18 protein-coding genes and 2 tRNA genes are annotated in these 24,254 nt (G+C 62.1%); 16 read left to right on the top strand and 4 right to left on the bottom strand.

Annotation, left to right across the window (positions count from 1 at the left end; all coding sequences use genetic code 11):
* The first annotated feature begins 97 nt into the window (after nt 1-97).
* The 11 genes from VFV96_01235 (at nt 98) to VFV96_01185 (ending at nt 15,769) form a co-directional block, all read left to right on the top strand.
* On the top strand, nt 98-5,131 hold the full coding sequence (locus tag VFV96_01235) for an autotransporter-associated beta strand repeat-containing protein (protein HEU5069017.1): 5,034 nt from the start codon (nt 98-100) through the stop codon (nt 5,129-5,131).
* Nucleotides 5,132-5,251: 120 nt separating this feature from the next.
* The gene (locus VFV96_01230; GenBank protein ID HEU5069016.1) at nt 5,252-5,656 is read left to right on the top strand and encodes a hypothetical protein; all 405 of its coding nucleotides are present in this window, start codon (nt 5,252-5,254) and stop codon (nt 5,654-5,656) included.
* A 31-nt stretch (nt 5,657-5,687) separates the two neighbouring features.
* On the top strand, nt 5,688-6,491 hold the full coding sequence (locus VFV96_01225) for a prepilin-type N-terminal cleavage/methylation domain-containing protein (GenBank protein ID HEU5069015.1): 804 nt from the start codon (nt 5,688-5,690) through the stop codon (nt 6,489-6,491).
* A 210-nt stretch (nt 6,492-6,701) separates the two neighbouring features.
* Nucleotides 6,702-8,273 carry a sigma-70 family RNA polymerase sigma factor gene (locus tag VFV96_01220; protein ID HEU5069014.1) on the top strand — a complete coding sequence of 524 codons (1,572 nt, stop codon included), beginning with the start codon at nt 6,702-6,704 and terminating at the stop codon, nt 8,271-8,273.
* 9 nt (nt 8,274-8,282) lie between these two features.
* Complete coding sequence (locus VFV96_01215) at nt 8,283-9,194, top strand: hypothetical protein (protein HEU5069013.1); 912 nt, start codon at nt 8,283-8,285, stop codon at nt 9,192-9,194.
* A gap of 115 nt (nt 9,195-9,309) precedes the next feature.
* Entirely contained in the window at nt 9,310-10,533 is a 1,224-nt protein-coding gene (locus VFV96_01210; protein ID HEU5069012.1) for a rhamnogalacturonan acetylesterase, read from the top strand.
* A 193-nt stretch (nt 10,534-10,726) separates the two neighbouring features.
* Entirely contained in the window at nt 10,727-12,979 is a 2,253-nt protein-coding gene (locus tag VFV96_01205; protein HEU5069011.1) for a hypothetical protein, read from the top strand.
* Nucleotides 12,980-13,193: 214 nt separating this feature from the next.
* A complete protein-coding gene (locus VFV96_01200) occupies nt 13,194-13,499 on the top strand; it encodes an RNA-binding protein (GenBank protein ID HEU5069010.1) in 306 nt (101 codons plus the stop codon).
* A 125-nt stretch (nt 13,500-13,624) separates the two neighbouring features.
* Entirely contained in the window at nt 13,625-13,840 is a 216-nt protein-coding gene (infA, locus tag VFV96_01195; GenBank protein ID HEU5069009.1) for a translation initiation factor IF-1, read from the top strand.
* Between the two features lie 158 nt (nt 13,841-13,998).
* Complete coding sequence (locus tag VFV96_01190) at nt 13,999-14,778, top strand: SDR family oxidoreductase (protein ID HEU5069008.1); 780 nt, start codon at nt 13,999-14,001, stop codon at nt 14,776-14,778.
* A 13-nt stretch (nt 14,779-14,791) separates the two neighbouring features.
* Nucleotides 14,792-15,769, top strand: a complete 978-nt coding sequence (locus tag VFV96_01185; protein HEU5069007.1) for a D-2-hydroxyacid dehydrogenase — start codon at nt 14,792-14,794, stop codon at nt 15,767-15,769.
* Between the two features lie 39 nt (nt 15,770-15,808).
* On the opposite strand, the gene VFV96_01180 is transcribed toward VFV96_01185, so the two are convergent.
* On the bottom strand, nt 15,809-16,861 hold the full coding sequence (locus VFV96_01180; GenBank protein ID HEU5069006.1) for a methylated-DNA--[protein]-cysteine S-methyltransferase: 1,053 nt from the start codon (nt 16,859-16,861) through the stop codon (nt 15,809-15,811).
* Between the two features lie 356 nt (nt 16,862-17,217).
* On the opposite strand from VFV96_01180, the gene VFV96_01175 reads away from it, so the two are divergent.
* The gene (locus VFV96_01175) at nt 17,218-18,189 is read left to right on the top strand and encodes a dienelactone hydrolase (GenBank protein ID HEU5069005.1); all 972 of its coding nucleotides are present in this window, start codon (nt 17,218-17,220) and stop codon (nt 18,187-18,189) included.
* A gap of 26 nt (nt 18,190-18,215) precedes the next feature.
* Here VFV96_01175 and VFV96_01170 read toward each other — a convergent pair whose 3' ends face one another.
* Complete coding sequence (locus VFV96_01170; protein ID HEU5069004.1) at nt 18,216-19,157, bottom strand: farnesyl diphosphate synthase; 942 nt, start codon at nt 19,155-19,157, stop codon at nt 18,216-18,218.
* 108 nt (nt 19,158-19,265) lie between these two features.
* On the opposite strand from VFV96_01170, the gene VFV96_01165 reads away from it, so the two are divergent.
* The 3 genes from VFV96_01165 (at nt 19,266) to VFV96_01155 (ending at nt 20,532) form a co-directional block, all read left to right on the top strand.
* Nucleotides 19,266-19,342: transfer RNA gene (locus VFV96_01165), tRNA-Arg, on the top strand.
* A gap of 115 nt (nt 19,343-19,457) precedes the next feature.
* Nucleotides 19,458-20,231: an RluA family pseudouridine synthase gene (locus tag VFV96_01160; GenBank protein HEU5069003.1), complete on the top strand. Its 774-nt coding sequence runs from the start codon at nt 19,458-19,460 to the stop codon at nt 20,229-20,231.
* A gap of 216 nt (nt 20,232-20,447) precedes the next feature.
* Nucleotides 20,448-20,532, top strand: a tRNA-Leu gene (locus VFV96_01155).
* 18 nt (nt 20,533-20,550) lie between these two features.
* On the opposite strand, the gene VFV96_01150 is transcribed toward VFV96_01155, so the two are convergent.
* The gene (locus tag VFV96_01150; protein HEU5069002.1) at nt 20,551-21,837 is read right to left on the bottom strand and encodes a hypothetical protein; all 1,287 of its coding nucleotides are present in this window, start codon (nt 21,835-21,837) and stop codon (nt 20,551-20,553) included.
* 9 nt (nt 21,838-21,846) lie between these two features.
* Nucleotides 21,847-22,470, bottom strand: a complete 624-nt coding sequence (locus VFV96_01145; protein ID HEU5069001.1) for an RNA polymerase sigma factor — start codon at nt 22,468-22,470, stop codon at nt 21,847-21,849.
* A gap of 186 nt (nt 22,471-22,656) precedes the next feature.
* Between VFV96_01145 and VFV96_01140 the strand changes: the two genes are divergently transcribed.
* Nucleotides 22,657-24,147, top strand: coding sequence for an MFS transporter (locus tag VFV96_01140; GenBank protein ID HEU5069000.1), 1,491 nt, complete (start codon nt 22,657-22,659; stop codon nt 24,145-24,147).
* Nucleotides 24,148-24,254: the final 107 nt, after the last annotated feature.

The raw sequence follows: 24,254 nt of genomic DNA, 5'->3' as shown, positions 1-24,254 counted from the left end.
TGTCTCCGGCAACATCCACCCGGGATGTGCCGGCGTTCGGCTTTTTGCCGGCGAAACGCGCGGGAAAACACGTTCACCCAAGCCAAACCAAGCACCCATGAAAAGCAACCAAACACCTCAAAACCTGATGCGCGCTGCGTTGTTGTGCAGCGGCCTCGCCTTGGCGGGCTCGTTGCACGCCGCCGATATCAACAAGGCCGACAACGCCAACAACCTGAATGACCTCAACTCCTGGACGGGGGGAGTGGTTCCGGGAGCAACGGATGTGGCGGTCTGGGACAGCACGGTCACCGGTCCCAACAGCACGTTGCTGGGGGCGAATTTGAGCTGGGGCGGGGTGCGGATTGCCAATCCCGGCGGGCCGGTAACCATCGGTGCCGGCAACACGTTGACACTGGGCACGGGAGGCATTGACATGTCGGCAGCGACCGCTGGTCTGACGTTGAGCAACGCCGTTGCCCTGCCGGCCAACTCGGTCCAAACGTGGGCCGTTGCGAGCGGTCAGAGTTTGACTTTGGCAGGGGCTTTGACACGCGGCGCGAACTCAGCATTGTATTTCGACCATGCCAGTGGCGGAACCATCAATATCGCCTCGGGGTCGGCCAGCAACATTCTTTATTATTCCAGCGTTGATGGTTCCGACGTCGGCGCGCTGGACGCATCGCGCAATGTGGTGGGGGCGGGTTCGGTCATTTCCAACGGATACGAGGCCAACCCGCTTACCGGAGTGCCCACCACGCAGTTTGTGGACATGATCAATGGCGCCACGGGCACAGCGGCGGACCTTGCGCTTGGCGGTGGCAGCGGCAGCTATTATCCGCTCATTGTCCGCTTCAATCAACCCCACCCCTACCGGAATTACTGGCTCTATGATTCGGGCGCGAGCAAGAACCAGTATGTCTCGTCGCAAACCACTTTTCTCGTGACCTCAAATGTGGGGGCGCAGGACGTCACCATCACCGGGTCATATAATGTATTCCGATGGAACAGCGGCACCGAGCTCATCCTGGCGCAGGAGAATACGGCGGGCACCCTCTACGTGAACGGCAGCACGTCGCAACGGACTTCCACCACGGCCAACACCATGACCAAGTATGGCGCGGGCCGGGTGATCTGGAACGCTGCCTTGCCGCAGCTTGGCGCGAACCGCATCGTGCAGGGTGAATTTGTGCTCAGCGGAACCGCCACCGGCCCGGTTTCCGTGCACAACGGGGCCACCTTCCGTTGCAATGGCACGTGCAATGGTTCGGTGACGATTATCGGGGGCGGGGCCGTGGGCGTGGGCAATGAAAGCGGTTCGGGCACGTTTACGGCCAACAACGGTCTGGCGCTCAACGACGGCACAAAGGTGCAGTTTTATTCGGCTGCCATTCCCACCACCAACACGGCGCCACTACTGGTCGCCAATGGTGCTGGCGTTGCCGTCAACGGCACGGTGGCGGTTGACGTTCTTTCGGGCAAATTGAACGTCGGCAGTTATCCGCTGATGGTGTCCACCAATGGCTTTGCGGGCACCGGCAACTTCGTGCTGGGCGCCATCAAGCCCCACGTTACGGCTTATGTGACGAACCTTTCCACCACCACCCTTGATCTCGTTGTGGTTTCCGTGAACCAGCCGCTGACGTGGACTCAGGGCAGCGGGACATGGGATTTGAACAGTGTTAACTGGAAGGACTCGCTGGGTGCAGCCACCACCTATCAGGAGGCGAACGGCGTGGGCGATTCGGTGCTGTTCGAAGACACCCTCAGCGGCGCCAGCCCGATTACGGTCACCCTCAACAGCGCGTTGACGCCCAGCACGATCACCGTCAACGCGAGCAAAGACTACACATTTTCCGGTTCGGGCAGCATTGGTGGCGGTGCCGTTCTAACGAAGGCAGGCACCGGGACGCTCACCTTGGCCACTGCCAACAGCTACAGCGGCGGAGTGAATCTCAACGGCGGCACAACGGTGTTCTCCAGCATCGACAATCTCGGCACCGGCAACATCAGCTTCGACGGCGGCACACTGCAATACAACGGCAATGCGGACGACATTTCAGGGCGAACGGTCACCATCGGTGCCGGTGGTGCCACCATTGACGTCGGCGCCAACAACGTCACGTTTGCCAGCGCGGTGGGCAATAACGGTTCGGGCAGCCTGACGAAGCTTGGCTCGGGCTCACTGATGCTCAGCGGAACCAATCTCTATGCAGGGGACACCGTGGTCAACGCGGGAACGGTGAGCGTGAACTACGGGGCAACCATGGCCAGTCCGAACATTATCTTGAACAACGGCGCAACCCTTGATGTGTCTGCCGGATATGTGCTGAATGCCGGCGTCAGCCAGACGCTTTCCGGCGTGGGCAGTGTGAATGGGGGAAGCCTGGCCGTGCCCGCGGGAACCACACTCTCGCCGGGGACGTCCAGCACCATCGGTGCCTTGATCTTCACGAACTACAACAGCCTCGACATCAGCGGCACCTTGGAAATGAATGTCACGACCACCGGCAGCGACCTGATTGTGGGCGACTACGTGACCATTAACCCCGGCAGCATTATTACGGTGCCCAGTCCGGCGCTGACCAACGGCACTTACAAGCTGCTTCAGGCGAATGTCAGCTTGAGTGGCTCGCTGGTGAATTTCACCTTCACACTGGGTCAGCCGGGGAAATCTGCCGAATTGGTTTTGGTCAATGAAGGGGGCAGCACCAACACCATCTATATGGTGGTTTCAGACGCCGCATCCGACAACCTGACGTGGTCCGGAACCGGCTCGACGTGGGACCAGTTGGGCACGACCGACTGGTATTTGTCCGGTTCAGCCACGCCGTGGGCGTTCACCAACGGAGACGTCGTCAGATTCGATGAAGGCGGGGCGGCGAACCCCTATGTTTCCCTGAATGGTGCGCTGAAGCCGTCGTTGGTGGTCGTCAGCAATCCGGTCACCGATTACTACTTCAACGAAGGCAGCCCGGGTTCCAAAATCAGCGGCCTCAGCCGTCTGCTCAAGCAGGGAGCGGGCAGACTAACCATCGGCACGGTCAACGACAATACCGGCACCACAACCATTGAAGGCGGCACGCTGGAGGTGGACGGCAGCTTCGGGAACGGAGCCGTGACGAACAATGGTGAACTGGTCCTGGCACAATCCACGGCTCAAACATTTGCCTCCCTCAGCGGCAGTGGCGGGGTGACGCGGAACGGCAGCGGCACGGTGACCGTGGCCGGTGCGGCTGACTACACCGGCCCGACCACCATCATCGCCGGCACGCTGCAATTCGGTAACGGCGGCCCGGGCGGCGTGCTGTCAACCTCGGCCATCACCAACGACGGCACCTTGGATCTGAACAGCTCGACGGACTGGACCTTTGCCATCCCCGACACCGGCAGTGGCGTGCTGGTCAAGGACGGCACCAACACGGTCACCCTGAGCGGCGTCAGTTCACGCACCGGCCAGACCCGCGTGAATGCCGGCAAGCTCGTCCTCGCAAATCCAAATCAGCTCAGTGGTTCCGCCCGCGTGGAAGCCGGCGGCGTGCTGGACATGCATGGCGCTGACCAGTTCTTCGTTGGCCTGCAAAGCACCACGTTCAGCGGCGGATTGATCGTCAATGACGCAGGCACGGTCACGAACCTGCTGACCGTTTCCAACGCCACCGCCTATGATTGTTCGGCGGCGGTGAACGACAACGAAGGCACCGGCGGCCACATCGCCTTTCTCAAACAGGGAACTGGCGAGCTCAATTGGCGTGGCGCCAGCAGTTACAGCGGTGGGAGCACAATTGAGGAGGGCTCCGTCCGCCTTTCATCGGCCTCACCGTTTGGCGCCGGCCCGGTTTATTTGAAGGGCGGCATGCTGAACTTTGCCAGCACCAGCGCGGGCACCATCACGAACACCATCTACCTGTTGCCTCCATTGGGCGGGCGGACGAACACCATCGGCGCCGGAAGCACCCTCTTCTGGGGCACGCCCCTGGTCGGCACGGAGGACCTGCTCATCGACTTCAGCGTCGGCGGCAATAACGACACGTTTTCCTGCAATGGCGGAGATGCGAAATGGGCGGGCGTGACGAACACCGTCTATCTGCGGGGCACCGGCGGCTGGCTGCGCCTCGACACGGGATGTGTCGCCCCGGGCGTGACATTCGACCTGAGCGACAGCTCGGTGTCGATCAACGCCAACGGCACCCGGACCTGGCAATTGGGCGGTCTGGTCGGCAATTCGCCAACGGCCTGGGTTGGGGACAGCGAGGCTTGCGTTGTCAACGTGGGCTACAAGAATCTCAACTCCACTTATGCAGGCAGTCTGTCGGGCAACTTCAGCTGGGTAAAGGTTGGCACCGGCACCCAGACGTTTACGGGCACCAACACAACGGCCGGTTCCCTCACGGTCAGCAACGGCGCCGTGGCGCTGGCCTTGGACGCCGCGCCCACGAACATGAATGCCTTCACGGTCGTTGGCGGGGCAACGCTGGATGTCACGGGTCTCGGCGGCTTGAATCTGGGCGCCACCGTTGCGCAGTCGCTCAGCGGCTCGGGCACGGTTAACGGGGCGGTGACCGCCACGGGCAACGCCGTGGCGACCCTCAATCCAGGTGACGGCATCGGCACCCTTACCGTGGCCAATGCCCTCACGCTTGCCGCCAACTCGGTTGTGAATCTGCAACTCAACCGCACCAACGCACCCGCCACCAACGACATGATTGTGGCGGCCTCCATCGCGGCCAACGGCACCTTGACGGTGACCAACCTCGGCCCCGACCTCATAACGGGCGACAAGTTCAAGCTGTTCAGCGTCCCGGTTTCCGGCTTCACCACGGTGACCCTGCCGGCCTCGAACGCGTTGAACACGGTCGCCTATGTCTGGACGAACAAGCTCTCGCTCGACGGTTCCATCGAGCTGCTCAGCGGCGCCAGCCCGGTCAACACCCAGCCCACGAACATCGTGAGCAGCGTGTCCGGCGGCAACCTCACGCTGCAATGGCCGGCCGACCACACGGGCTGGCGGTTGCAGATGCAGACCAACGCGTTAAGCCTCGGCCTGGGCACGAACTGGGTTGATGTGGCTGGTTCAGCGGCCACCAATCAGGTGACCCTGCCAGTGGATCCGACCAATCCGGCGGCCTTCTTCCGCCTGGTGTATCCGTGATCCCGATGAAGTTGTCCGGTGTATTCGGGGGGCGCCGCGTGCAGCGGCGCCCCTCCCAGCCTTGATCGCAAACAGCTGCCCTGAACCTTTTACCCGCATTCGGTGATGATGATTGAGAAAATGAAACTGAACGAGGCAAACGCCTCCCGGCGCTCCAACGGACCGGGCAGCTGCACCCATATTCTGTGCGCAGGCGGCGTGGTCGGTCTGGCGGTGTTGCTGCTGACGGGCTGTGGCAAAAAGGAGACTGCAACCGCGCCGGCCGGTGGAGCCGCCGCCACCGTCGCGGAAACGCCCGCACAGCCGGCCGATCCGGTGGACCTGAGCCAATATGAAGCGGCGTTTGCCAGCGCCCGGCCGGGGTTGAAGATGACGGCCGACGAGGCCGCCACGGCCATCCGCGCCCGCAATTTTCGCGATGCCGTCGAGCAACTGCAACGCATCGCGGGTTTCACGACCCTGACCCCCGGGCAACGTCAGGCCGTGCAGGAATTGATCAACAAAGTTCGCGCGGCAGGCGGCTGAACCACCACGTTTTGGAGCATTGAGTAAGATTATGAAACTGAGCAACCCGCGTTTTGAGCCGCGCACCCGTTCGGCGCACGGCTTCACCCTGATTGAATTGCTGGTGGTGATCGCCATCATTGCTATCCTGGCGGCCATGTTGCTGCCCGCGCTGGCCAAGGCTAAGAGCAAGGCTCAGCGTGTCTCATGCCTGAACAACCTGAAGCAGCTCGGCCTCGGCTCGGCGATGTATGCCGGAGATTTCAACGGCATTTACCCGCCATGGCGCGCCGGTGATGCGAGAATGAACGACATGTCGGCCTCGCATTACAGCCGCTACGTAGTGAGCGGACCCGCCGGACAACGCGTGCCGCAGAATCCTTCGGCGACCGGCTGGTCGTTTCAAAACGGTGGCTACATCTGGGCCATGAAATACGTGGGCGATGGCGGCATCTATTTTTGCCCTTCGTTCCGGGATGCCGCCAATCCCTTCAGCGCGGGATTCTATTCACCGTTGCTTACGACCGACCCCGACACGGGCGATGTTCGTTCCAGCTATTTCTACAATCCACGCACCATCAACGCCGGTAATCTGCCGGGCGGTGTGGACACGCATCGGCGCTACCAGAAGGAAAGTCAGATCGAGCCGCACAAACTTTTTGCGGTGGACGTGATTCAAGGACAGACGTTCTGGGCGCACTATGCGGATCGCGGTTTTAACGTTCTGTTCACGGATGGCGCGGCTTCCTGGGCCAAGGCGGACCCGCAGGTAACCCAATGGAATCTGGATGGCAGTTACCAGACGGCGCGGGTGCTGGATACAATCTTCGACCATCTGGAGAACGCCTCCCGCTGAGCTGCCGGACTGTGTCCGGGCGGCAAATCCAACACCAACGGCCGCTTCAACCTCGTTTGAAGGCGCGCCACCGGACGCCCGGTGGCGCACTTGCTTTTGTCCGCTCTGGCTGCGGCAACCGCCGGCCCAGGTTATCGGACGGATGGGGGCGGAGACTTCGTTTGTCCGGTTTTGCTCGCCAGCGGCAGCCTATGAGGTGAAATGACGGCGATGTCCTCAGACCATGAACTGGTGAGCGCCTATGTGCGGGAGCATTCGGAAAACGCCTTCCGGGCGCTGGTCGCCCGCCACGTTGATCTTGTCCACGCCACGGCCATGCGGCAGGTGGGCGATTCGGGCCTGGCTGAAGAAATCACGCAGAACGTCTTTGTGATTCTGGCGCGCAAGGCGCCGCGGCTGGGCGGCGTGGAGACGCTCGCCGGGTGGCTGCATCGAACCACGGTGCTCGAAGCCCGGGCCCGCGTTCGGGCCGAACTCCGCCGGCGTCGCCGGGAGGATGTGGCGGCGGAAATCAGCCGGCTTGAACGGCACGGCGATTCGCCGCTGGATCCGCTCCTGCCCCTGCTGGACGAGGCGTTGCTGCATTTGCGCGAAAGCGAACGGCTGGCCCTGGTGCTGCGCTTCATGGAAGAGCGCAGCTTGCGGGAGGTGGGCCAGGTGCTCGGCGTGGCGGAAGATGCCGCGCGCAAACGGGTTTCCCGGGCGTTGGAGCAGGTGACCGAATTCTTCCGGCGGCGCGGGCTGGCGGTGGTGGCGGCGGGCGGCGCTTCGGCCTTGCTGGTGTCCTCCGCCCACGCGGCGCCCGTGGGGCTGGCGGCGTCCGCGGCCCAGGCGGGCTTGACGGCGTCCAGCACGGGCAGTTTCTCCCTGTTTCTCTGCAAGCTTATGAGCCTTACGAAAACCCAGACCGCAGCGGCCTGTCTCGTGGTGGCGGCGATGCCGCTGGCGTGGCAGTGGCGGGCGGAAGCCCATGTCAGGCAGGAGCAGGCCGTGCTTTCGGCCCGGCTCGCCGCGGTGAAGCAGGACGCCGCGAATTCGGAACAGGACATTCGCCGCACCCGCGAGGCGTTGACCCAGGCGCAATTGGACACCGTGAACGCGGAGGCGCAGCGGGACGGGCTGCGCGCCCAGCTGGCCGGGCGTTTGCCGCGTCCGGTCTATCAGTGGAGCGACAACTCGCCCTACGTGCGGGTCCCCAAGTCATTGCTGCGGGACATGGATATTGCGGCCGTCGCCAATCGCCGGGGCGAGTTGAGCGAGCAGATGAAGGATGCCTTGCAGATGACCGGCGCGGAAGCGCAGCAGGCGCAGGCGGCCATCGACCGTTTCATGGCCGCCTTCCAAGCCGCGCAGGCGGCGGGGGTTCAACCCGTCAAGCCAACGGCTGCGGACCTTCAGGGCCACACGCCGGAGGACACGCGGGTGTTCGCGTTTCCCGACGTGACGGAACAGTTGAAGCCATTGCGCGCGGAACTGTTTGCGACATTGAATGACACGCTGGGGCCCGACCGGCTTGAATTGTTGCGCCGGCAACTCGGCAATTGGATGCCGGTGGATGACGAATTCAATGGTCTGAGTTCCGCGATGGGCGTCCTTCCGTTTGCGCACGTGGAGCGGTTCCATCCCGCATCGCCAGGCATTGCGTGGCTCGACTGGAGCCTGAGCAAACCCAGTGGCGACTCCATGAGCGGCACGATCAACGTGGACGACATTCCGCTCTTTCTGCGTCCGGCATTGCAGGACTGGATGGATCGGGCGCACCAGCAGGCCGAGCTCAAATAAGGCACCACCATGACCCTGCGCAAAAGCACCCTTGTTATCGCAATCCTCGCGATTGCCATCGTCGTCGGCGCACGCCGGCAATGGCAGCTCCATCAGTGGCGTCAACGCACCCTCGCCATCGCCGCCCAAACCCAGGAACAGGGGGCGCAACTGGCCGGCAGCCGCGCGGAGCTGGCAACGCTGCGTGAAAAAATCGCCGCGGAGAAACGGCGCGCGACGGCGGCGGTGACGGAGGTGGCCCGGGCGAAACACGAGCTGGCCACAGTGGATCCTGCGAGCCGCTGGACGGAACCGCCGACGGCGATGCCGGCTTGGAATGCAGCGGCGCCGTATGTCTGGCTGCGCAAGGACCTGTTGCCCCGGTTTGGCTTGCGGATGTTTGCGGATTCGGAAGGGCTGCTGCCCGCGGCCGCTTCCGTGCTGGCCGTGGACGACGCGACACGGCAGGCATTGAATACGCAGATCAACCAGTTGACGGCCGATTATCAGGCGCTGGAAGCCAGCCGGGCGAAATTGGTTGACCAGGGCCTGCCGGGAACGCAGGGGGACGGATTGACAGTGACGGTGCAGATTCCCGCCATGCCCGAGGAAGGGGCGCAGGTCAAAGCGCAGTTTGAGGCCGTGCTGAACGCCGAACTGGGCTACCAGCGGGCCGGGCTGGTCCTGCAAAGCGCCGAGAGCTGGCTGGCATCCGAGTTCAGCGACTTCGGTGCCGAGGTGAAGACGATTTCCGTGCAGCGGCATCCGGCCGGGGAGATCAACATCAGCATCAAAAGCGGGATGAACTGGTCTTCGACTGGCATGCCGGCGGGGCACCCGGAATGGGCCGAACGTTACATCCCGGCGCATTTGCGCCCGTTCTTCAACGACGTCTTGGGCACGCCCGGTTCCAGCGTCAGTGCGGCTGCGGGCACACCTTGAGCGCGGGCACGGTCCGGCGGCTTTCAAAAATTCGTCCCACGACAAAGGGGTTGTCGCCAGAAAATCACCCGAAATAGTGTTCGGCTCCGCACGGCGGCTGCGTTTGAATGACCGCATGAAGTCAGCCGTTGCAGCATTGCTGATGGTCAGCGCGGTCGCGGGCGGTCTTTCCAGCCCGGCCGCGGAAATCATGCGGTTCCAATTCCCGTCCGGCCCCGTCCGGCCGGGCTTTCAGCCCGTCACGCCCGGGGACCACTTCACGCCCGAGCGGGGTTACGGCTTCGATCTCGGAACCGGCCCCGCCGGCGCAACGGACGGCCAGCCCTTTTACTTTTCCGTGGCCCTGCCCGAAGGCAATTACCACGTGGCCATCACGTTTGGGGATGTGCACGACGCCACGACGAACACGGTTAAGGCGGAGCTGCGCCGCCTGATGCTCGAGCGCGTGGTGACGCAGCCGGGCGAATTTGTGACTCGCACCATTGCGGTGAACCTGCGCACGCCGGCCATCGCGGGAGGTGATCATGTGCATCTCAAGCCCCGGGAAAAGCAGACCGAGATGGTGGATTGGGACGACAAGTTGACGCTCGAATTCAACGGCTCGCGCCCGGGCCTGGCGGCGCTGGCCATCACGCCGGCCAAGGTGCCGACCGTGTTCATCCTTGGCGATTCGACCGTGTGCGATCAGCCGCTGGAGCCGTGGAACAGTTGGGGGCAGATGTTGACGCGGTTCTTCGGACCTGGCGTGGCCCTCGCGAATCATGCGGAGTCGGGCGAATCCATCCGGAGTTCGCTGGGCGCCCGGCGATTCGCAAAGGTGTTCAGCCTCATGCAGCCCGGCGACTGGCTGTTGCTGCAATACGGCCACAACGACATGAAGGACAAGGCGACGAACGCACTGGCCACCTACAAGGCGAACCTGGAAAAGATCGTTGAAGAATGCCGTGCCAAGGGCGGAACGCCCGTGCTGATCACCTCCATGGAGCGCAAGGCCGGGCTCGAACACGACACGCTGGCGGGCTATCCACAGACCGTGCGGGACGTGGCGCGCGAGCAGGGGACGGCGTTGATCGATCTGCACGCGATGAGCCGGGTGTTTTACCGGGCGCTGGGTTCCGACCTCGACCAGGCCTTTCAGGACGGCACGCATCACAAGGCTTACGGCAGTTATGAACTGGCCAAATGTGTGGCGGAGGGACTCCGCGCAAACAAGCTGCCGTTGGCGGCGTCTTTGACGGCGGATTTCACGGGATTCGATCCCGCGAAGCCCGATCCGGTCGGCACCTTTGCCGTGCCGGCCAGTCCGATGCATTCAGATCGGAAGCCCGACGGCAATTGAGCGGCGTTGAACCGGCGCCCGCCGGTCCGGATGGTGCGTGTCACCGCGGGGCGAATTATTGGGACAAACCGCTTGGGCGACCGGTTGGAGGACGGTTTGGTCTTCATTCGGGTGGAAAGCCTGCCGGTTTTTGGCGGCAAATTGCGCTTTATAGAATGAGTGCGCGTTTGCAAGATGGACAAAACATCATACCATGATTCGGAAACTTTCTCTTCTCGCCGCCTTGGTTTGGTCCTTTGGCGCCCCGGCGCAAACCAACACCCCTGCCTTCTGGTCTTGGGCCGAAACGCCGGTGATGGGCTGGAATAGTTGGGATTGCTTCGCCACCACCGTCACCGAGGCGCAGACGAAGGGGCAGGTGGACGTAATGGCTGACAAACTCAAGTCGTTCGGCTGGGAATATGTCACGGTGGACATTCAATGGTTTGAACCGCATGCAACGGGGTTCAATTACCGTCGCGGCGCGCCGCTGGTGATGGACGAATTCAGCCGGTTGCTCCCGGCGACGAACCGTTTCCCGTCGGCAGCGAATGGCGCCGGCTTCAAACCGCTGGCGGATTACCTTCATGGCAAGGGGCTCAAGTTCGGCATCCATCTGCTGCGTGGCATCCCGCGTCAGGCCGTGCAGCAAAACACCGCCCTCAAGGGCACCACGGCGCGCGCCGCCGACATCGCGGACACCAACAGCATTTGCGCGTGGAACTCGGATATGTATGGCGTGGACATGTCGAAGCCGGGCGCACAGGAGTATTACGACTCGCTCTTCGAACTCGTCGCGTCATGGGGCGTGGACCTGGTGAAGGTGGATGACCTGAGCCGGCCGTATCATCAGCCCGAGATTGAAGCCATCCGCAAGGCGATTGACCGTTGTGGTCGGCCGATTGTGTTCAGCACGTCGCCGGGAGAGACACCGGTCGCCGAGGGGGAGCACATTTCGCATCACGCCAACCAATGGCGCATCAGCGACGACTTCTGGGACAACTGGCAGGCACTGCTGGAACAGTTCGCGCGCTGCCACAACTGGGAACCTTACATCGGCGCGGGCCATTTCCCGGATGCGGACATGCTGCCGCTGGGCACGCTGGACATGGGGCGGCGTCAGACGCATTTCACGCCGGCCGAGCAGGTCACGTTGATGACGCTATGGAGCATCTTCCGCTCCCCGCTCATTATGGGCGGCGACCTGACCAAGCTGGACGACGCGACGCTCGCGATGTTGACCAATCCGGAAGTCATCGCCGTCAATCAACACAGCACCGGCAACCGGCAATTGTTCCGGCGCGCGGGCGCCGCGGCCTGGGTGGCGGATGTTCCCGGCTCGACGGATCGCTATCTGGCGTTGTTCAACGTCGCCGACCGGCCGAAGGATTCCGATGCAACCGGTGCTAAAATCATGGCGTCACTGGCCGAAGCGGGTTTCACCGGCGCCTGCCATGTCCGGGATTTGTGGGCCCGCACGGATGTGGGAGAAGTCAGTGACACATTCGCACCGGAAATTCCGTGGCACGGCGCGGGGTTGTATCGGATTTCCGGAACACGTTCGGTTCGCGGTTCGGCAACCAGTGTTCCCGCCAAGGCTTATCTGTTCACCTATTTCATCAACAACGGCGAGGACGGTCTGCATCTCGCCTGGAGCGCCGACGGCCTGAAATGGGAGGCGCTCAATCACGGACGCAGCTATCTCAAGCCGCTCGTGGGCGAATCCAGGCTGATGCGCGACCCATGCGTGACCCAGGGCCCGGACGGCACCTTCCACATGGTCTGGACCACGGCATGGGGCGGCAAGACCATCGGCTACGCTTCGACGAAGGACTTTCTGCACTGGAGCGAAGAACAGGCGCTTCCCGTGATGGCCCAGGAACCGACGGTGAAAAATTGCTGGGCTCCGGAAATTGTTTGGGACGCAGGGCGGCAGGATTTCCTGATCTACTGGGCCTCGACGATTCCGGGTCGTTTCCCCGAAACCGCGAGCACAGCCGATGGTGGCAACAACCACCGCATCTATTGCACGACGACGAAGGATTTCAAAACGTTCACGCCGACACGGTTGTTCTACGATCCGGGTTTCAACGTCATTGATGCCACGATGATTCAGGTTGGCGACCAGTGGAAAATGATGGTGAAGGACGAGACCATGGAACCGGTGGCGAAGAAGAATCTGCGCCTCACGCAGGCCGACAATCCCGAAGGGCCGTTTCCGCCGGCGGGCCCGCCGTTCACGCGCCAGTGGGTCGAAGGCCCGACTGCGCTTCGCGTGGGCGACGACTATTACGTCTATTACGACTGCTACACCGATCATCACTACGGCGCCCTGCGCACGCGCGACTGGCAGACGTGGGAGGATGTGACCCGCCAGCTCGTCATGCCGAAAGGCATCCGCCACGGCACCGCCATCGCGGTGAGCAGCAAGCTGATCGAGGCATTGCTGGCCCACGCAAGGCCGTGACTCCCGGACGTTCGGTTTGGGGATGGGCAAAATAATCGGAGATAGTTGTTGCTATTTTCCGCGGAACGTTCATCCTGCCCGCGTCTGATAGATAATTTGTCTCCTCCCAGGCGTGGTGAATCCTCAGGTGAACTTCAGTTCAGTGATGATTTGAAATCCGATTTCCGGAAACAGTCTGTTTGAAGTCACGATTCGTCTAGGACTTAAACATCACATGAGTAATAAATTGTTTGTGGGTAATCTTTCCTTCAACACCACCGAAAACGACTTGCAGGACGCCTTTGCCGCGTTTGGCACGGTCACCGAAGCGAATCTGATGATGGATCGCATGACCGGCCGTCCGCGCGGGTTTGGTTTCATCACCATGAGCTCCGCCGACGAGGCCCAAAAAGCCATCGAAGGACTGCATGGCCAGGATCTCGGCGGCCGGGCCTTGACCGTCAACGTTGCCAAGCCGCGCGAAGAACGCGCCGGCGGACCGCGGCGTGAATTCAGCGGCGAACGCCGCAACCGCTACTAAGCCTCGCTTTGACTTGCAACGCGGAGTCTGGTGCGAACCGGACTCCGCTTTTTGTTTGGCCGGTATCAATCCCTGGCGCCAACGGGTGAGCATGCCGGGATGCGGTGACTGCTGATTATGACCTTATGAAAGAAGAACACATCGAAGTGGAGGGACGCGTTCAAACCGTCCTGCCCGGGACCATGTTCCGGGTCGAACTGGACAACAAGCATCTCGTGCTGGCCACCATCTGCGGCAAAATGCGCAAGCGCTGGGTGCGACTGACCGTGGGGGACCGCGTCAAAATGGAAATGTCGCCTTACGACCTGGAGAAGGCGCGCATCGTCTGGCGGCTGCGCTGAGCAGACGTTGGTTGCCAAGCCGGTTGGCCGGCCGGTCTTGGCGGCCATGGAAGAGTGGGGGCATTCCGCACGGAGGGAAAAATCCGCGCTGCACTGGCGTCGTTCATTTCTTGCGCTAGATTTTCGCTCGTCACGCGCATGGGCGTGCCATCCAAAGCATGAATCTGCAACTGGAAAACAAAACGGCTCTCGTCACTGGTTCCACCAAGGGGATTGGCTTTGCCATCGCCCGACACCTGGCGGTCGAGGGGGCAAACGTCATCGTCAACGGCCGCAGCGCCGCTTCCGCGCAGGCGGCCGCCGCCCAAATTGGTCCGCGGGTTCGGGGCATCGCGGCGGATGTGTCCTCCGCGGCAGGGTGCGCGGAACTGGTCCGGCAGTTGCCTGACGTGGACATCATCGTGAACAACGCGGGCATCTTCGAGCCGAAGCCCTTCACGGCGATTCCCGACGCCGATTGGGACCGGTTTTACCAGGTGAACGTCATGTCCGGCGTGCGGCTCACCCGCGCCTATCTGCCCGGCATGTTGCAGCGCAACTGGGGACGCGTGGTGTTCATCTCCTCCGAAAGCGGCATCCAGATTCCGGAGGAAATGATTCACTACGGCATGACCAAGGCCGCGGAGCTGGCCCTCGTCAACGGCATCGCCCAGCTCACCAAGGCAACGGGTGTAACCGTCAACGCCGTGCTGCCCGGTCCCACCGCCTCGGAGGGCGTGACGGATTTCGTGAACCAGCTCGCGGCCAATGCGCAGCAAACATCCGGGGAGTTCGAGCGGGAATTCTTCCGCAGCGTGCGGCCTACGTCGTTGCTGCAACGGTTCGCCACCGTGGACGAAGTGGCGGGCCTGGTGACCTTCATCTGCTCGCCGCTGGCCAGCGCCACCAATGGCGCGGCGATGCGTGTGGATGGCGGCGTGGTGCGCGGCACAGTTTGAGCCGGTTCACATCATGCAACCGCTTCGCATCTTCGTTGATTTGCCGACGCCGCCGGACATTCTGCAAATGTTGCGGGAGGGCACGTCGGGCCATGAACTGGTGCTGCCCGCCGTGCCAGTGACGTCCGTGCTGGCCAAGGCGGAACCGGATCCGCAGTTCGCCGCGGCGGACATTGCGTTTGGCCAGCCCGACGTGGCGGCGATCGGCGGGGCGCCGCGGCTGAAATGGATTCACGTCAGTTCGTCCGGCATTACCCGCTACGACACGCCGTCGTTCCGGGCACAAATGGCCGAACGCGGAGTGCTGCTGAGCAACAGTGCAAGCGTTTACAACGAGGCCTGCGCGGTCCACGCGCTAAGTTTCCTGCTGGCGCAGGCCCGGCAGTTGCCGGTCGCGCTGGCCAGCCGGGCGCCCAATGGGTCGCCGGAGTGGAACACGTTGCGGGAGGCGTCCACCACGCTGCGCGGCGACACGGTATTGATTCTGGGTTACGGTGCCATCGGTCGCCGGCTGGCCGAACTGTTGCGCCCGCTTGGCGTGAATGTGCTGGCCTACCGGCGCAAGGCGCGCGGCGATGAGGGGATTCCCGTCATCATCGGGGACCAGCTCGCCGGTGTTCTGGCGCGGGAGGCAGATCACATCGTCAATATTTTGCCGGACAGCGCAGAGACGCGTGGCTTCTTCAATCGCAAGCGACTGGCGGAACTCAAGCCGGGCGCCGTCTTCTACAACATTGGTCGGGGCAGCACCGTGGATCAAGGGGCGTTGTGCGAAGTCTTGCGGGCGAAGCGGATTGCCGCCGCCTGGCTGGACGTGACCGATCCGGAACCCTTGCCGGCCGATCATCCGCTGCGCCGCGAACCCAATTGCTTCATCACCCCGCATACGGCGGGCGGTCACACCGGCGAGGCCAAAACATTGGTGCGCCATTTTTTGGATAATTTTGCCCGCTACATTCGCAACGAGCCGTTGCTCGACCGCGTGATGTAATTCGCCTTGCGCGCGGCCAGGCTGCCGCCCGGCGAACTGTCACGCACCACCTGATTGCTCAAACGCGAGCAAACGTCGTTTGCGCCAGACGCCGCCGCCGTAACCACTCGGCGAGCCGTCCTTGGCAATGACCCGGTGACAGGGCACGAGCAGGTAAAGCCGGTTTGTGCCGTTGGCCCGCGCCACCGCGCGCACCGCCCGGGGCGCCCCCAGACGTCGCGCGATCGCTTCATAGCTGACCGTTTGACCGCAGGGAATGCGTTGCAACTCCCGCCAGACGCGCTTTTGAAAGTTCGTTCCGTGCAGAATCACGGGCACGTGGAAGTCGCGACGTTGACCTGCAAAATATTCACGCAGTTCCTGCCGCAACTGCTGTAACGCTTCATTCTCACCAGGCACGACTGGCAGGGCAAACCGTCGGTGCAAGCCGGCATAGCTGCGGTTCAAGGTGCGGCGGTCGGCAAATTCCAACTGACAGACGTGACGACTGGTTGCAGCGGCGAGCATCGGGCCCAGCGGCGTTTCGACCAGCATCACGTGCAGACAATCGCCGTCGATCTGACCGGGCGAGCGGCCAAAGACGCGCACGAACGCGGTGCGAAAGCCGCTGTGCGAGGCGAAGCCGTGGTCGAACACCACATTATCCACCGGTTCGCCCGCCCGAATCCGCGTAAAGGCCTGGCCGAGGTGCAAACCGCGGCACCAGGCGGTAAACGTCATGCCGTGATGCTTTTGAAACCAGCGCCGGGCTCGCTCCGGCGAAATACCCAGGGAACGCAGCGCCGCGCCGGTCAGGCGATGATCCGCCGCTGTCATCGCGCGCGTCATCAATGTCCGCACCCACGCGGGCGATTGGCCGTCGGCCAGTTCTGGATGACATCGCTTGCACGGACGATAGCCGGCGTGAAGCGCGGCGCCGGCATTGTGGAAAAACTCCAGGTGCTCGCGCTTCGGCCGGGAGGGACAGGATGGACGACAAAAAACTCCGGTCGTCTTCACGCCGAAGAAGAAGATGCCGTCGTAGGCGGCGTCGCGCCGGCGCCACGCGGTGGTCATTTCGGCGGTGGACAATTCCAAAACTGGCCTTTTCACGCTCCAAGCATAACATGCGCGTCCACCGAAAAAGCGACACGGCATTTTGTGCAGCGCTTGAAAGAGTGCGCGATTACGGCCAGGTCGGATTCACGTCCACCACCTGGGGGCAATTGTCGGAGCGGCTTTTTTGAATGCCAGTGGCTGCGCGGCTTTGGACAGGTCACCGCCGTCCCATTTGGTGCCAAAGTTATGATTGGCGGCGACATCGAACATTTGTTCAGGAGCAACCAACCGGGTGGGTGATGAGCGGAGCCGGAAAATTGACGGTCTCCGGTAACATTTGGGCAGGCACCTGCGTCAGGACAAACATGCAATCATTCATTAAAACGGTTGTGGGATTGGGATGCGGCATAATGTGTTCGGTTTGGCTGGCGACCGGGATGCCGGCGGTGGCCGCATCGGGCGGCTATGATCCGCTGGCGAAGGCCCCGGCATTTCAACCGGTCCGCGTGGATTTGACGGTGCCGGATGCCGCGCGACACCGGGACATTCCGATTCGCGTTTTCCTCCCGGCAAGCACCAACGCCGAACCCGTCGTGTTGTTCAGTCATGGGTTGGGCGGTTCCCGTGCGGGCAGCGCGTTCCTGGGCGAGCATTGGGCGGCGCGCGGTTACGTGGCGGTCTTCGTGCAGCATCCGGGCAGCGATGAATCCGTCTGGCAGAATGTGCCCCGGGCGCAGCGGCTCGCAGCCATGCAACGCGCGGCCTCGCTGGAAAATTTTTTGCTGCGGGTGGCGGACATCCCGGCGGTATTGAACCAGCTGACGGCGTGGAATACGAACGCCGGCCACCGCTTGTGCGGCCGGCTGAATCTGACACGGGTCGGCATGTCGGGGCATTCCTTTGGCGCCGTAACCACGGAAGCGGTGAGCGGAGAAACATTGCCGCTCACCGGCCAGAAGCTGACGGATCCGCGCATCAAGGCCGCCATTGCCTTCAGTCCCAGCACACCGCAGGGCGCCACCGCTGAAAAGGCCTTCGGTGCGGTCACGATTCCGTGGCTGCTGATGACCGGAACGAAGGATGTGGCGCCGATTGGACACGCGGACCTGGCCTCGCGGCTCGGGGTGTATCCGGCGCTGCATGGCGCGCCCAAGTATGAGGTGGTTCTGAACAACGCCGAGCATTCCGTCTTTACCGACCGGCCATTGCCGGGCGACCGCGAACCGCGCAATCCCAACCACCATCGCGTGATTCTGGCTTTATCGACCGCCTTTTGGGACGCCTATTTGCGCGATGATGCGGCCCCGCGCGAATGGCTTGACGGCCTTGGGCCCCGCTCCGTCATGGAAGCCAAGGATCAATGGCAGCACGCGAGCCGGTGAGGGCGTGGTCCGGCCAAGCGGAACGCTCAATACTCGCGGTTGAGCAAAAACTCGGCGAGGGCTTCCAATGCGACCGCTCGCCCGCGGAACGTCTTCAACGCGGCGAAGGCCTTGTTTGTGAGTTGGGTCGCGATTTTGCGCGAACGTTCCAATCCGACCAGCGCAGGGTAGGTCGATTTTTGGGATTTAACATCCTTGCCGGCGGTCTTGCCCAGCTTTTCGCTGGTCTGGGTGACATCCAGAATGTCGTCGATGACCTGAAATGCCAGTCCAACGTTATAGCCGAAATCCGTGAGCGCTTTGAGCTGGGCGGGCGTGCAATTCGCGCTCATCCCGCCGAGGCGCACGGAGCAACAGAGCAGGGCGCTGGTCTTGCGCTCGTGGATGTAGCGCAGTTGTTTGACGTCTGCTTTGCGGCCTTCGCCTTCGAGGTCCGCCACCTGACCGGCAATCAATTGCAGCGAACCGGCCGTCCGGGCCAGTTCGAGCATGACATCCTGATGCGAGTAACGTGGCCAGCCACGGCATTGAGCGGCGATTTCAAAGGCCTGCGTCAATAGCGCGTCGCCCGCGAGGAGGGCAATGGCTTCGCCGCGTTTCCGTCCGGCCGCGTCGTTGGCGGGGCGAAATTGCACGTGGGTGGTGGGTTTGCCGCGGCGCAGGTCGTCGTCGTCCATGCACGGTAGATCATCATGGACGAGCGAGTAGGTGTGTATGCATTCAACGGCACAAGCCAGCGGCATGGCCTCCGCCTCGTCGCCGCCGCAGGCGAGGGCAGCCGCCAGACACACGGCCGGGCGCATGCGTTTGCCGCCGGCAAACAACGGGTAACGCATCGCCGCGTGGAGGGTCGCCGGCCTGGTTTGGGCGGGCGGCAGGTAACGGCTCAAGGCGGCGTTCACCGCCTGGGTGCGGGTTTCAAGAAATTCCTGCAGGTCAAAAGAATTGATCGTGCGAGTGGCTGCCATGGTGGCGGTTGGTTTAGAAAAAGGCGCCGCGCGCTGCAAGACAACTCGTGCGGATTGGAGAAAGAACTTGACGCTGAGAGGATGCGGTTTAACTTCCGCGTCCCTTGAGCACCCATAGCTCAATTGGATAGAGCGGCTGACTACGGATCAGCAGGTTTGAGGTTCGACTCCTCATGGGTGCACCAAGTTTTTTGGCCGTTTCTTCCCCCCGCCGGCCTGATTTTGAGGGGATTCCCAGACCGCACGGCCGAATGACGGCGCCGCATCTGGTTTCAACCGCACACAACGTCGCGTTTCAGCATGGCCAGGCCAAACTGCATCGAACTGTTCAAGGAAGCGCCCATCCCGATTCTGTATGAGGACCGGTCGGTCCTGGCCATCGACAAGCCCGCGGGCTGGATGCTGGTGCCATTTTCATGGCAGCGCACGCAGCGCAATCTCCAGGCAGCGATCACTTCCTCCATCGGAGCCGGCCATTATTGGGCGCGTTCCCGCAATTTGCGCTTTCTGAAATACGTCCACCGGCTCGATGCCGAGACGACCGGCATTTTGCTGTTCGCCAAAAGCCAGGGCGCGCTCGATTCGCTGGGCGCCTTGTTTGAAACCCGGCAGGTCGAAAAAATCTACCTCGCCGTATCGGCCAGGGCGCCGTGCCAAAATGAATGGACCTGCAACGACCGGCTGGCGCCCGACCCGGAAGAGCACGGCCGCATGCGGCCCGACCGGCGTGGCAAGGACGCCGAAACTGCGTTTCGGCTGGTGGCCAGTGCCGGGGGCAAACATCTCATCGAAGCGCGCCCGCGCTCGGGGCGGCAGCATCAAATCCGGATTCACCTGGCACTGGCCGGTTGTCCCATTGTCGGCGATGAACTCTACGGCGGGCAGCCGAATGCGCTGCTGGGGTTGCGGGCGGTAGGACTGGCGTATCGTAATCCATTCACCCGTCGGCCGGTCGCCATTAGCGCGTCAACGAAAGGGTTTTTGGGAGATTTCGGCTTTGGCGGCGAAACCTTTGAGCCATTTTTTCAAACGATTCCACCCCACGCCTTCGAAGTCCGGCAGGAACGCACTTGACGAATGCCAAAATGGGCGGACGTTAACCTTGGCTGACGCGGGCGTGAGTGTTAGTTGACGGAAGTTTAGCAGAAAGGTCAGTTATAAAACACGCCCACGCCAGCCGTGTTTGTTTTTGTCGCAGTCCGTGCGTTAACGCGGCGACAAATTTGACTGAGCAAGGCTTGAAAACAGCTTGCAGAAGCGCGGCGGCCTTGGTTGACTCTGCGCCGCTTCGCGCACGTGGCGGAATTGGCAGACGCGCTACTTTGAGGTGGTAGTGCCTAACGGCGTGCAGGTTCAAGTCCTGCCGTGCGCACCATTCTTCGGTTGTTATCCCCTAATGCTTCATCGAGATTGCGTTCAACTCCGTGCTGGTCTTGCTGTTGCCGAGTTGAAGCTGGCCGTTGATGTAGTTGTTCATCGTGGCTCCGTCGGGCAGCCCGTTCTTGAGGTTTTGCCGCGCCACGGATTGCTGCATGAACGTCTGGTTCACCGTGTTGTTCTGTTGGAGATTGGCGGCGGGGTTTTGCAGCAGATTGCCGGTGAAGACGACGCGCTGATTCAGGCTGCGGTTGGTGCCCTCCACCCGGAAATAATAACTCTGCGGCTCAACGGCCTGTTGGACTTGGGCGCCGGACACTTTTTGATTGGGGGCGAGGCCGGTGAATCCTTGCAGGGCGGCTTGGTCTGTGAAGGTTTGCTTGTCCAAAACGTCTCCGGTCGGTCGGTCGGATGCCGTAGTTTGCGCGGCCAGGTTGGCGTAGCCACGGTAAACGGAGCCATCGTGATCCACCACCGTCAGTGAACTGCCGTTTTGCTGCACCGTGAACTCATTTAGCACGGGAAACTTCGCGGCGGCCTTGACTTTGTTGACCAGGACCACGTTGCGGAACAGTTGAGTGGAATTCATTTGCGCCAGACCCGCGACGTTTTGCATCTGGGCTCCAGCCAGCGCGGGGGGGGGCTCTTCCGACGTTGAGACGCCCTCCTTGAACCCGGCGGCAGCCAGCGATTTGGCCGGCACCGCGGGAACTGGCTCCTCGGCCGAGGATACCGTCGGCGGATTGCCGTAGTAGCCCCCGGCCGCATCGTTGAGAAGGTTGGCGCGTGTTGCCACATCAGTTGCCGCCGTCTTGGCGAGGGGGCGGGCCAACGCATTGGCTGAGGGCGCTTCGCCGGCGAGTGAATCGGTCTCCTGTTTTAAATGGCCCATCCCGCTTGAACGCTCGGCGCGGGCGGCCTCTCTGCCGGCAGCCCGGGGCGCAGGTGCATTGATTGGTGCGGACGGTGCGGGTGTTGACACGGTTTGTGGAACTCGTTCGGACGGGCCGACGAAAGCCAGCCGCTCTGCGATTTTCGAGCGCGATGAAAAATTCCATACAACGGCCGTGCCCAACACGACGACGAGGGCGGCGGCGAAAACAAGGCGGGGCAACAGCCGGCGCCACCAGGCCGGTGCGCGCGTTGGTGCGGGCGGCGGCGGGGCGCCAAAGTGCTGGCGCACTTCCGCCTGGAGCAGGCGGCGGGTGGCCGGGTGCATTTCCTTCACCTCCGCGGAGGCCCGGCGTTGGCGGGCGTAGTCACTCAGCAATTTCTCGAGTTCATGTTGGGGCGTTTCGGCCATACGGTCATTTCATTGGACGGAAGTTGCGCGGGATGTCTCCCGCAAAAAAGTGCGCTTCACAATTTGCTCCAGCCGGTCAAGGCACTTGCTGAGCCGTGAACTGACGGTTTTGGGGTTCAATTCGAGGTCGGCCGAAATTTCCTCGTAGCTCAATTCGGCAAAATACCGCAGCTCAATGATTTCCTGACAGGGGCCGCCCAGTTCGTTCAAGGCTTCGTGCAACTGAACCGCCTGTTCCGCGCGCAGGATGGCCCCATCCGGTCCGGGTAGTGACGATGGCGGATCAATGAACAGGCCGGTTTCGGGATGTTCCGCGTGGAGGGAAAGGGGTATTTGGCCACCCCCACGTTTAATGGCATTTTGCCGTTCCCGATAATCACGAGCCTTGTTGACGGCAATCCGGAAGAGCCAGGTCTGAAATTGGGAGCGCCCGTGAAACGAAGCGAGATTCCGGATGGCCGCGAGGAAGGTCTCCTGACAAATCTCCTCGGCATCTTCGGGGGCGAACGCGGCACCGAGTGTGAAGACGAACCGCATTGTCGGCGCATAATGCCGGTCGAAGATCGCGTCCCATGCCGCCGCGTCGCCGCGGCGACAGCGGGCAAGCAACTGGGCTTCAGTTTCGGCCTGCACAGAGCCAACAGTATAGGGAAAAACGAACCGGCGCCAGTCCGACGAAGGCGACGGTCACGCTGTGTCCTGCCTCACCGATAACGGCTTTCGCTCACGAAAACCTGGACAACCGGAGAAACCTTTTGACCGGGATCTGTGGGCCGACGTAGTCTCCTGCACCATGGTGGCGTCATTCGAAAGTTTCACATGTCACTGAGCATCGTCGGTCTGTGCATGGCCGTGGTGATCGGCCTCTACTTCTACAACAACCCGCTGCGGCACGGCGGCGGGTTCATGTTTCGCCGGTTTATCAACTGGTTCCCGCTCGGCATGACCTACGCGTTCCTCTACATGGGACGTTACAACCTCGCCGTCTCAAAAAATGCGATGGGATCCCTCATGTCGAACACCGAGTTTGGCTGGATTTTCGCCGCGGGCACGTGGACCTACGCCCTGTCGTTCCTCGTCAACGGACCACTGGTGGACAAAATGGGCGGCAAGCGGGGCATCCTTGTCGCGGCAATCGGGTCCGCGCTCGCCAACATCGCGCTGGGCGTGCTGACCTACTTCGTGGTAACCGGCCAGCTCAAGATGAACATGGTCGTGGCGTTCTCGATCATCTATTCGGTGAACATGTATTTTCAGAGCTTTGGTGCGGTGTCCATCATCAAGGTCAAGGCCTACTGGTTCCACGTGCGCGAGCGCGGCGTATTTGGCGCGATTTTTGGGACGCTCATTTCCTTCGGCGTTTACTTCGCCTTCGATTGGGGCCAGGCGATCGTGCGGATGACGCAGGCCAGCCCCGCGGGCGAGGTCGGGTGGTTGCACCGTTGGGTGCAGAAAATCTTTGCTGTTCCCGGCCATCCGGTGGATGCGACCTGGGCCGTGTTCTTCATCCCCGCGATCATTCTGCTGGGCTGGGCGGCACTGGACGCGTGGTTGATCAAGGACACGCCGGAAGAGGCGAATTTCCCGCATTTCGACACGCACGATGCTTCGTCAGGGCAGATGCACGTGGAATACACCACCATGGATCTGCTGAAAAAAGTGCTGGGCAGTCCGTTGATGCTGTTGATTGCCTGCGTTGAACTGACCTCGGGCGTGTTTCGGAATGGCATTGCCCAATGGTATCAAACGTTCATCAAACAAACGGGCCAGGTGGGCCATCCGAGCGCGGACTTTTTCATGGAGCATTGGGGCCTGCTGCTCTGCCTGTCGGGCATTGTGGGTGGCTTCGCCGGCGGCATCATTTCGGACAAGCTGTTCCACTCGCGGCGTGGTCCGCCGGCGGCATTGTTGTGCGGCTTCATCCTGCTCATGGCGACGGTCATGGCGGTGTTTCTGCATTCTCAACCGGTCGTCGTGGGAACCGCGGCGGTGCTCATCTGGCTCGGCGGCATTGGCGTGACGTCGCTGATGTCCGGCACGGCGGCGACGGATTTTGGCGGGCGCAAGGCGACGGCCACCTGTTCGGGGATTGTTGATGGATTCGCGTATCTGGGCAGCGGTTTGCAATCCGTCTGCCTCGGCTACATCACGTCGTGGAACTGGCAGTGGTGGCCCATCTTTCTCGTGCCGTTTGCGGTCGTCGGCATTTTCCTCGCCCGGAAAATCTGGCACGAACTCCCGGCGGCCACGCGACGTTATCTGGTGGAAGTCGAGAAGAAGACGCCGCCCGGTTTCGTGGCGCAGGAATAACTTGCGAATAATTCTTTCGCGGAAACGGTTGCAGCTCCGAAGCGTGCTGGTGACAATGCAGTGTGCACGCCCAATCACCTTCGCCGTCAACGGTCGCGTCTGACGAT

The organism is Verrucomicrobiia bacterium, assembly GCA_035765895.1.
In the GTDB taxonomy this organism is placed as follows: domain Bacteria; phylum Verrucomicrobiota; class Verrucomicrobiia; order Limisphaerales; family DSYF01; genus DSYF01.
The sequence above is the reverse complement of the archived record's forward strand: the minus strand, read 5'-3'. Positions and strand labels throughout refer to the sequence as shown.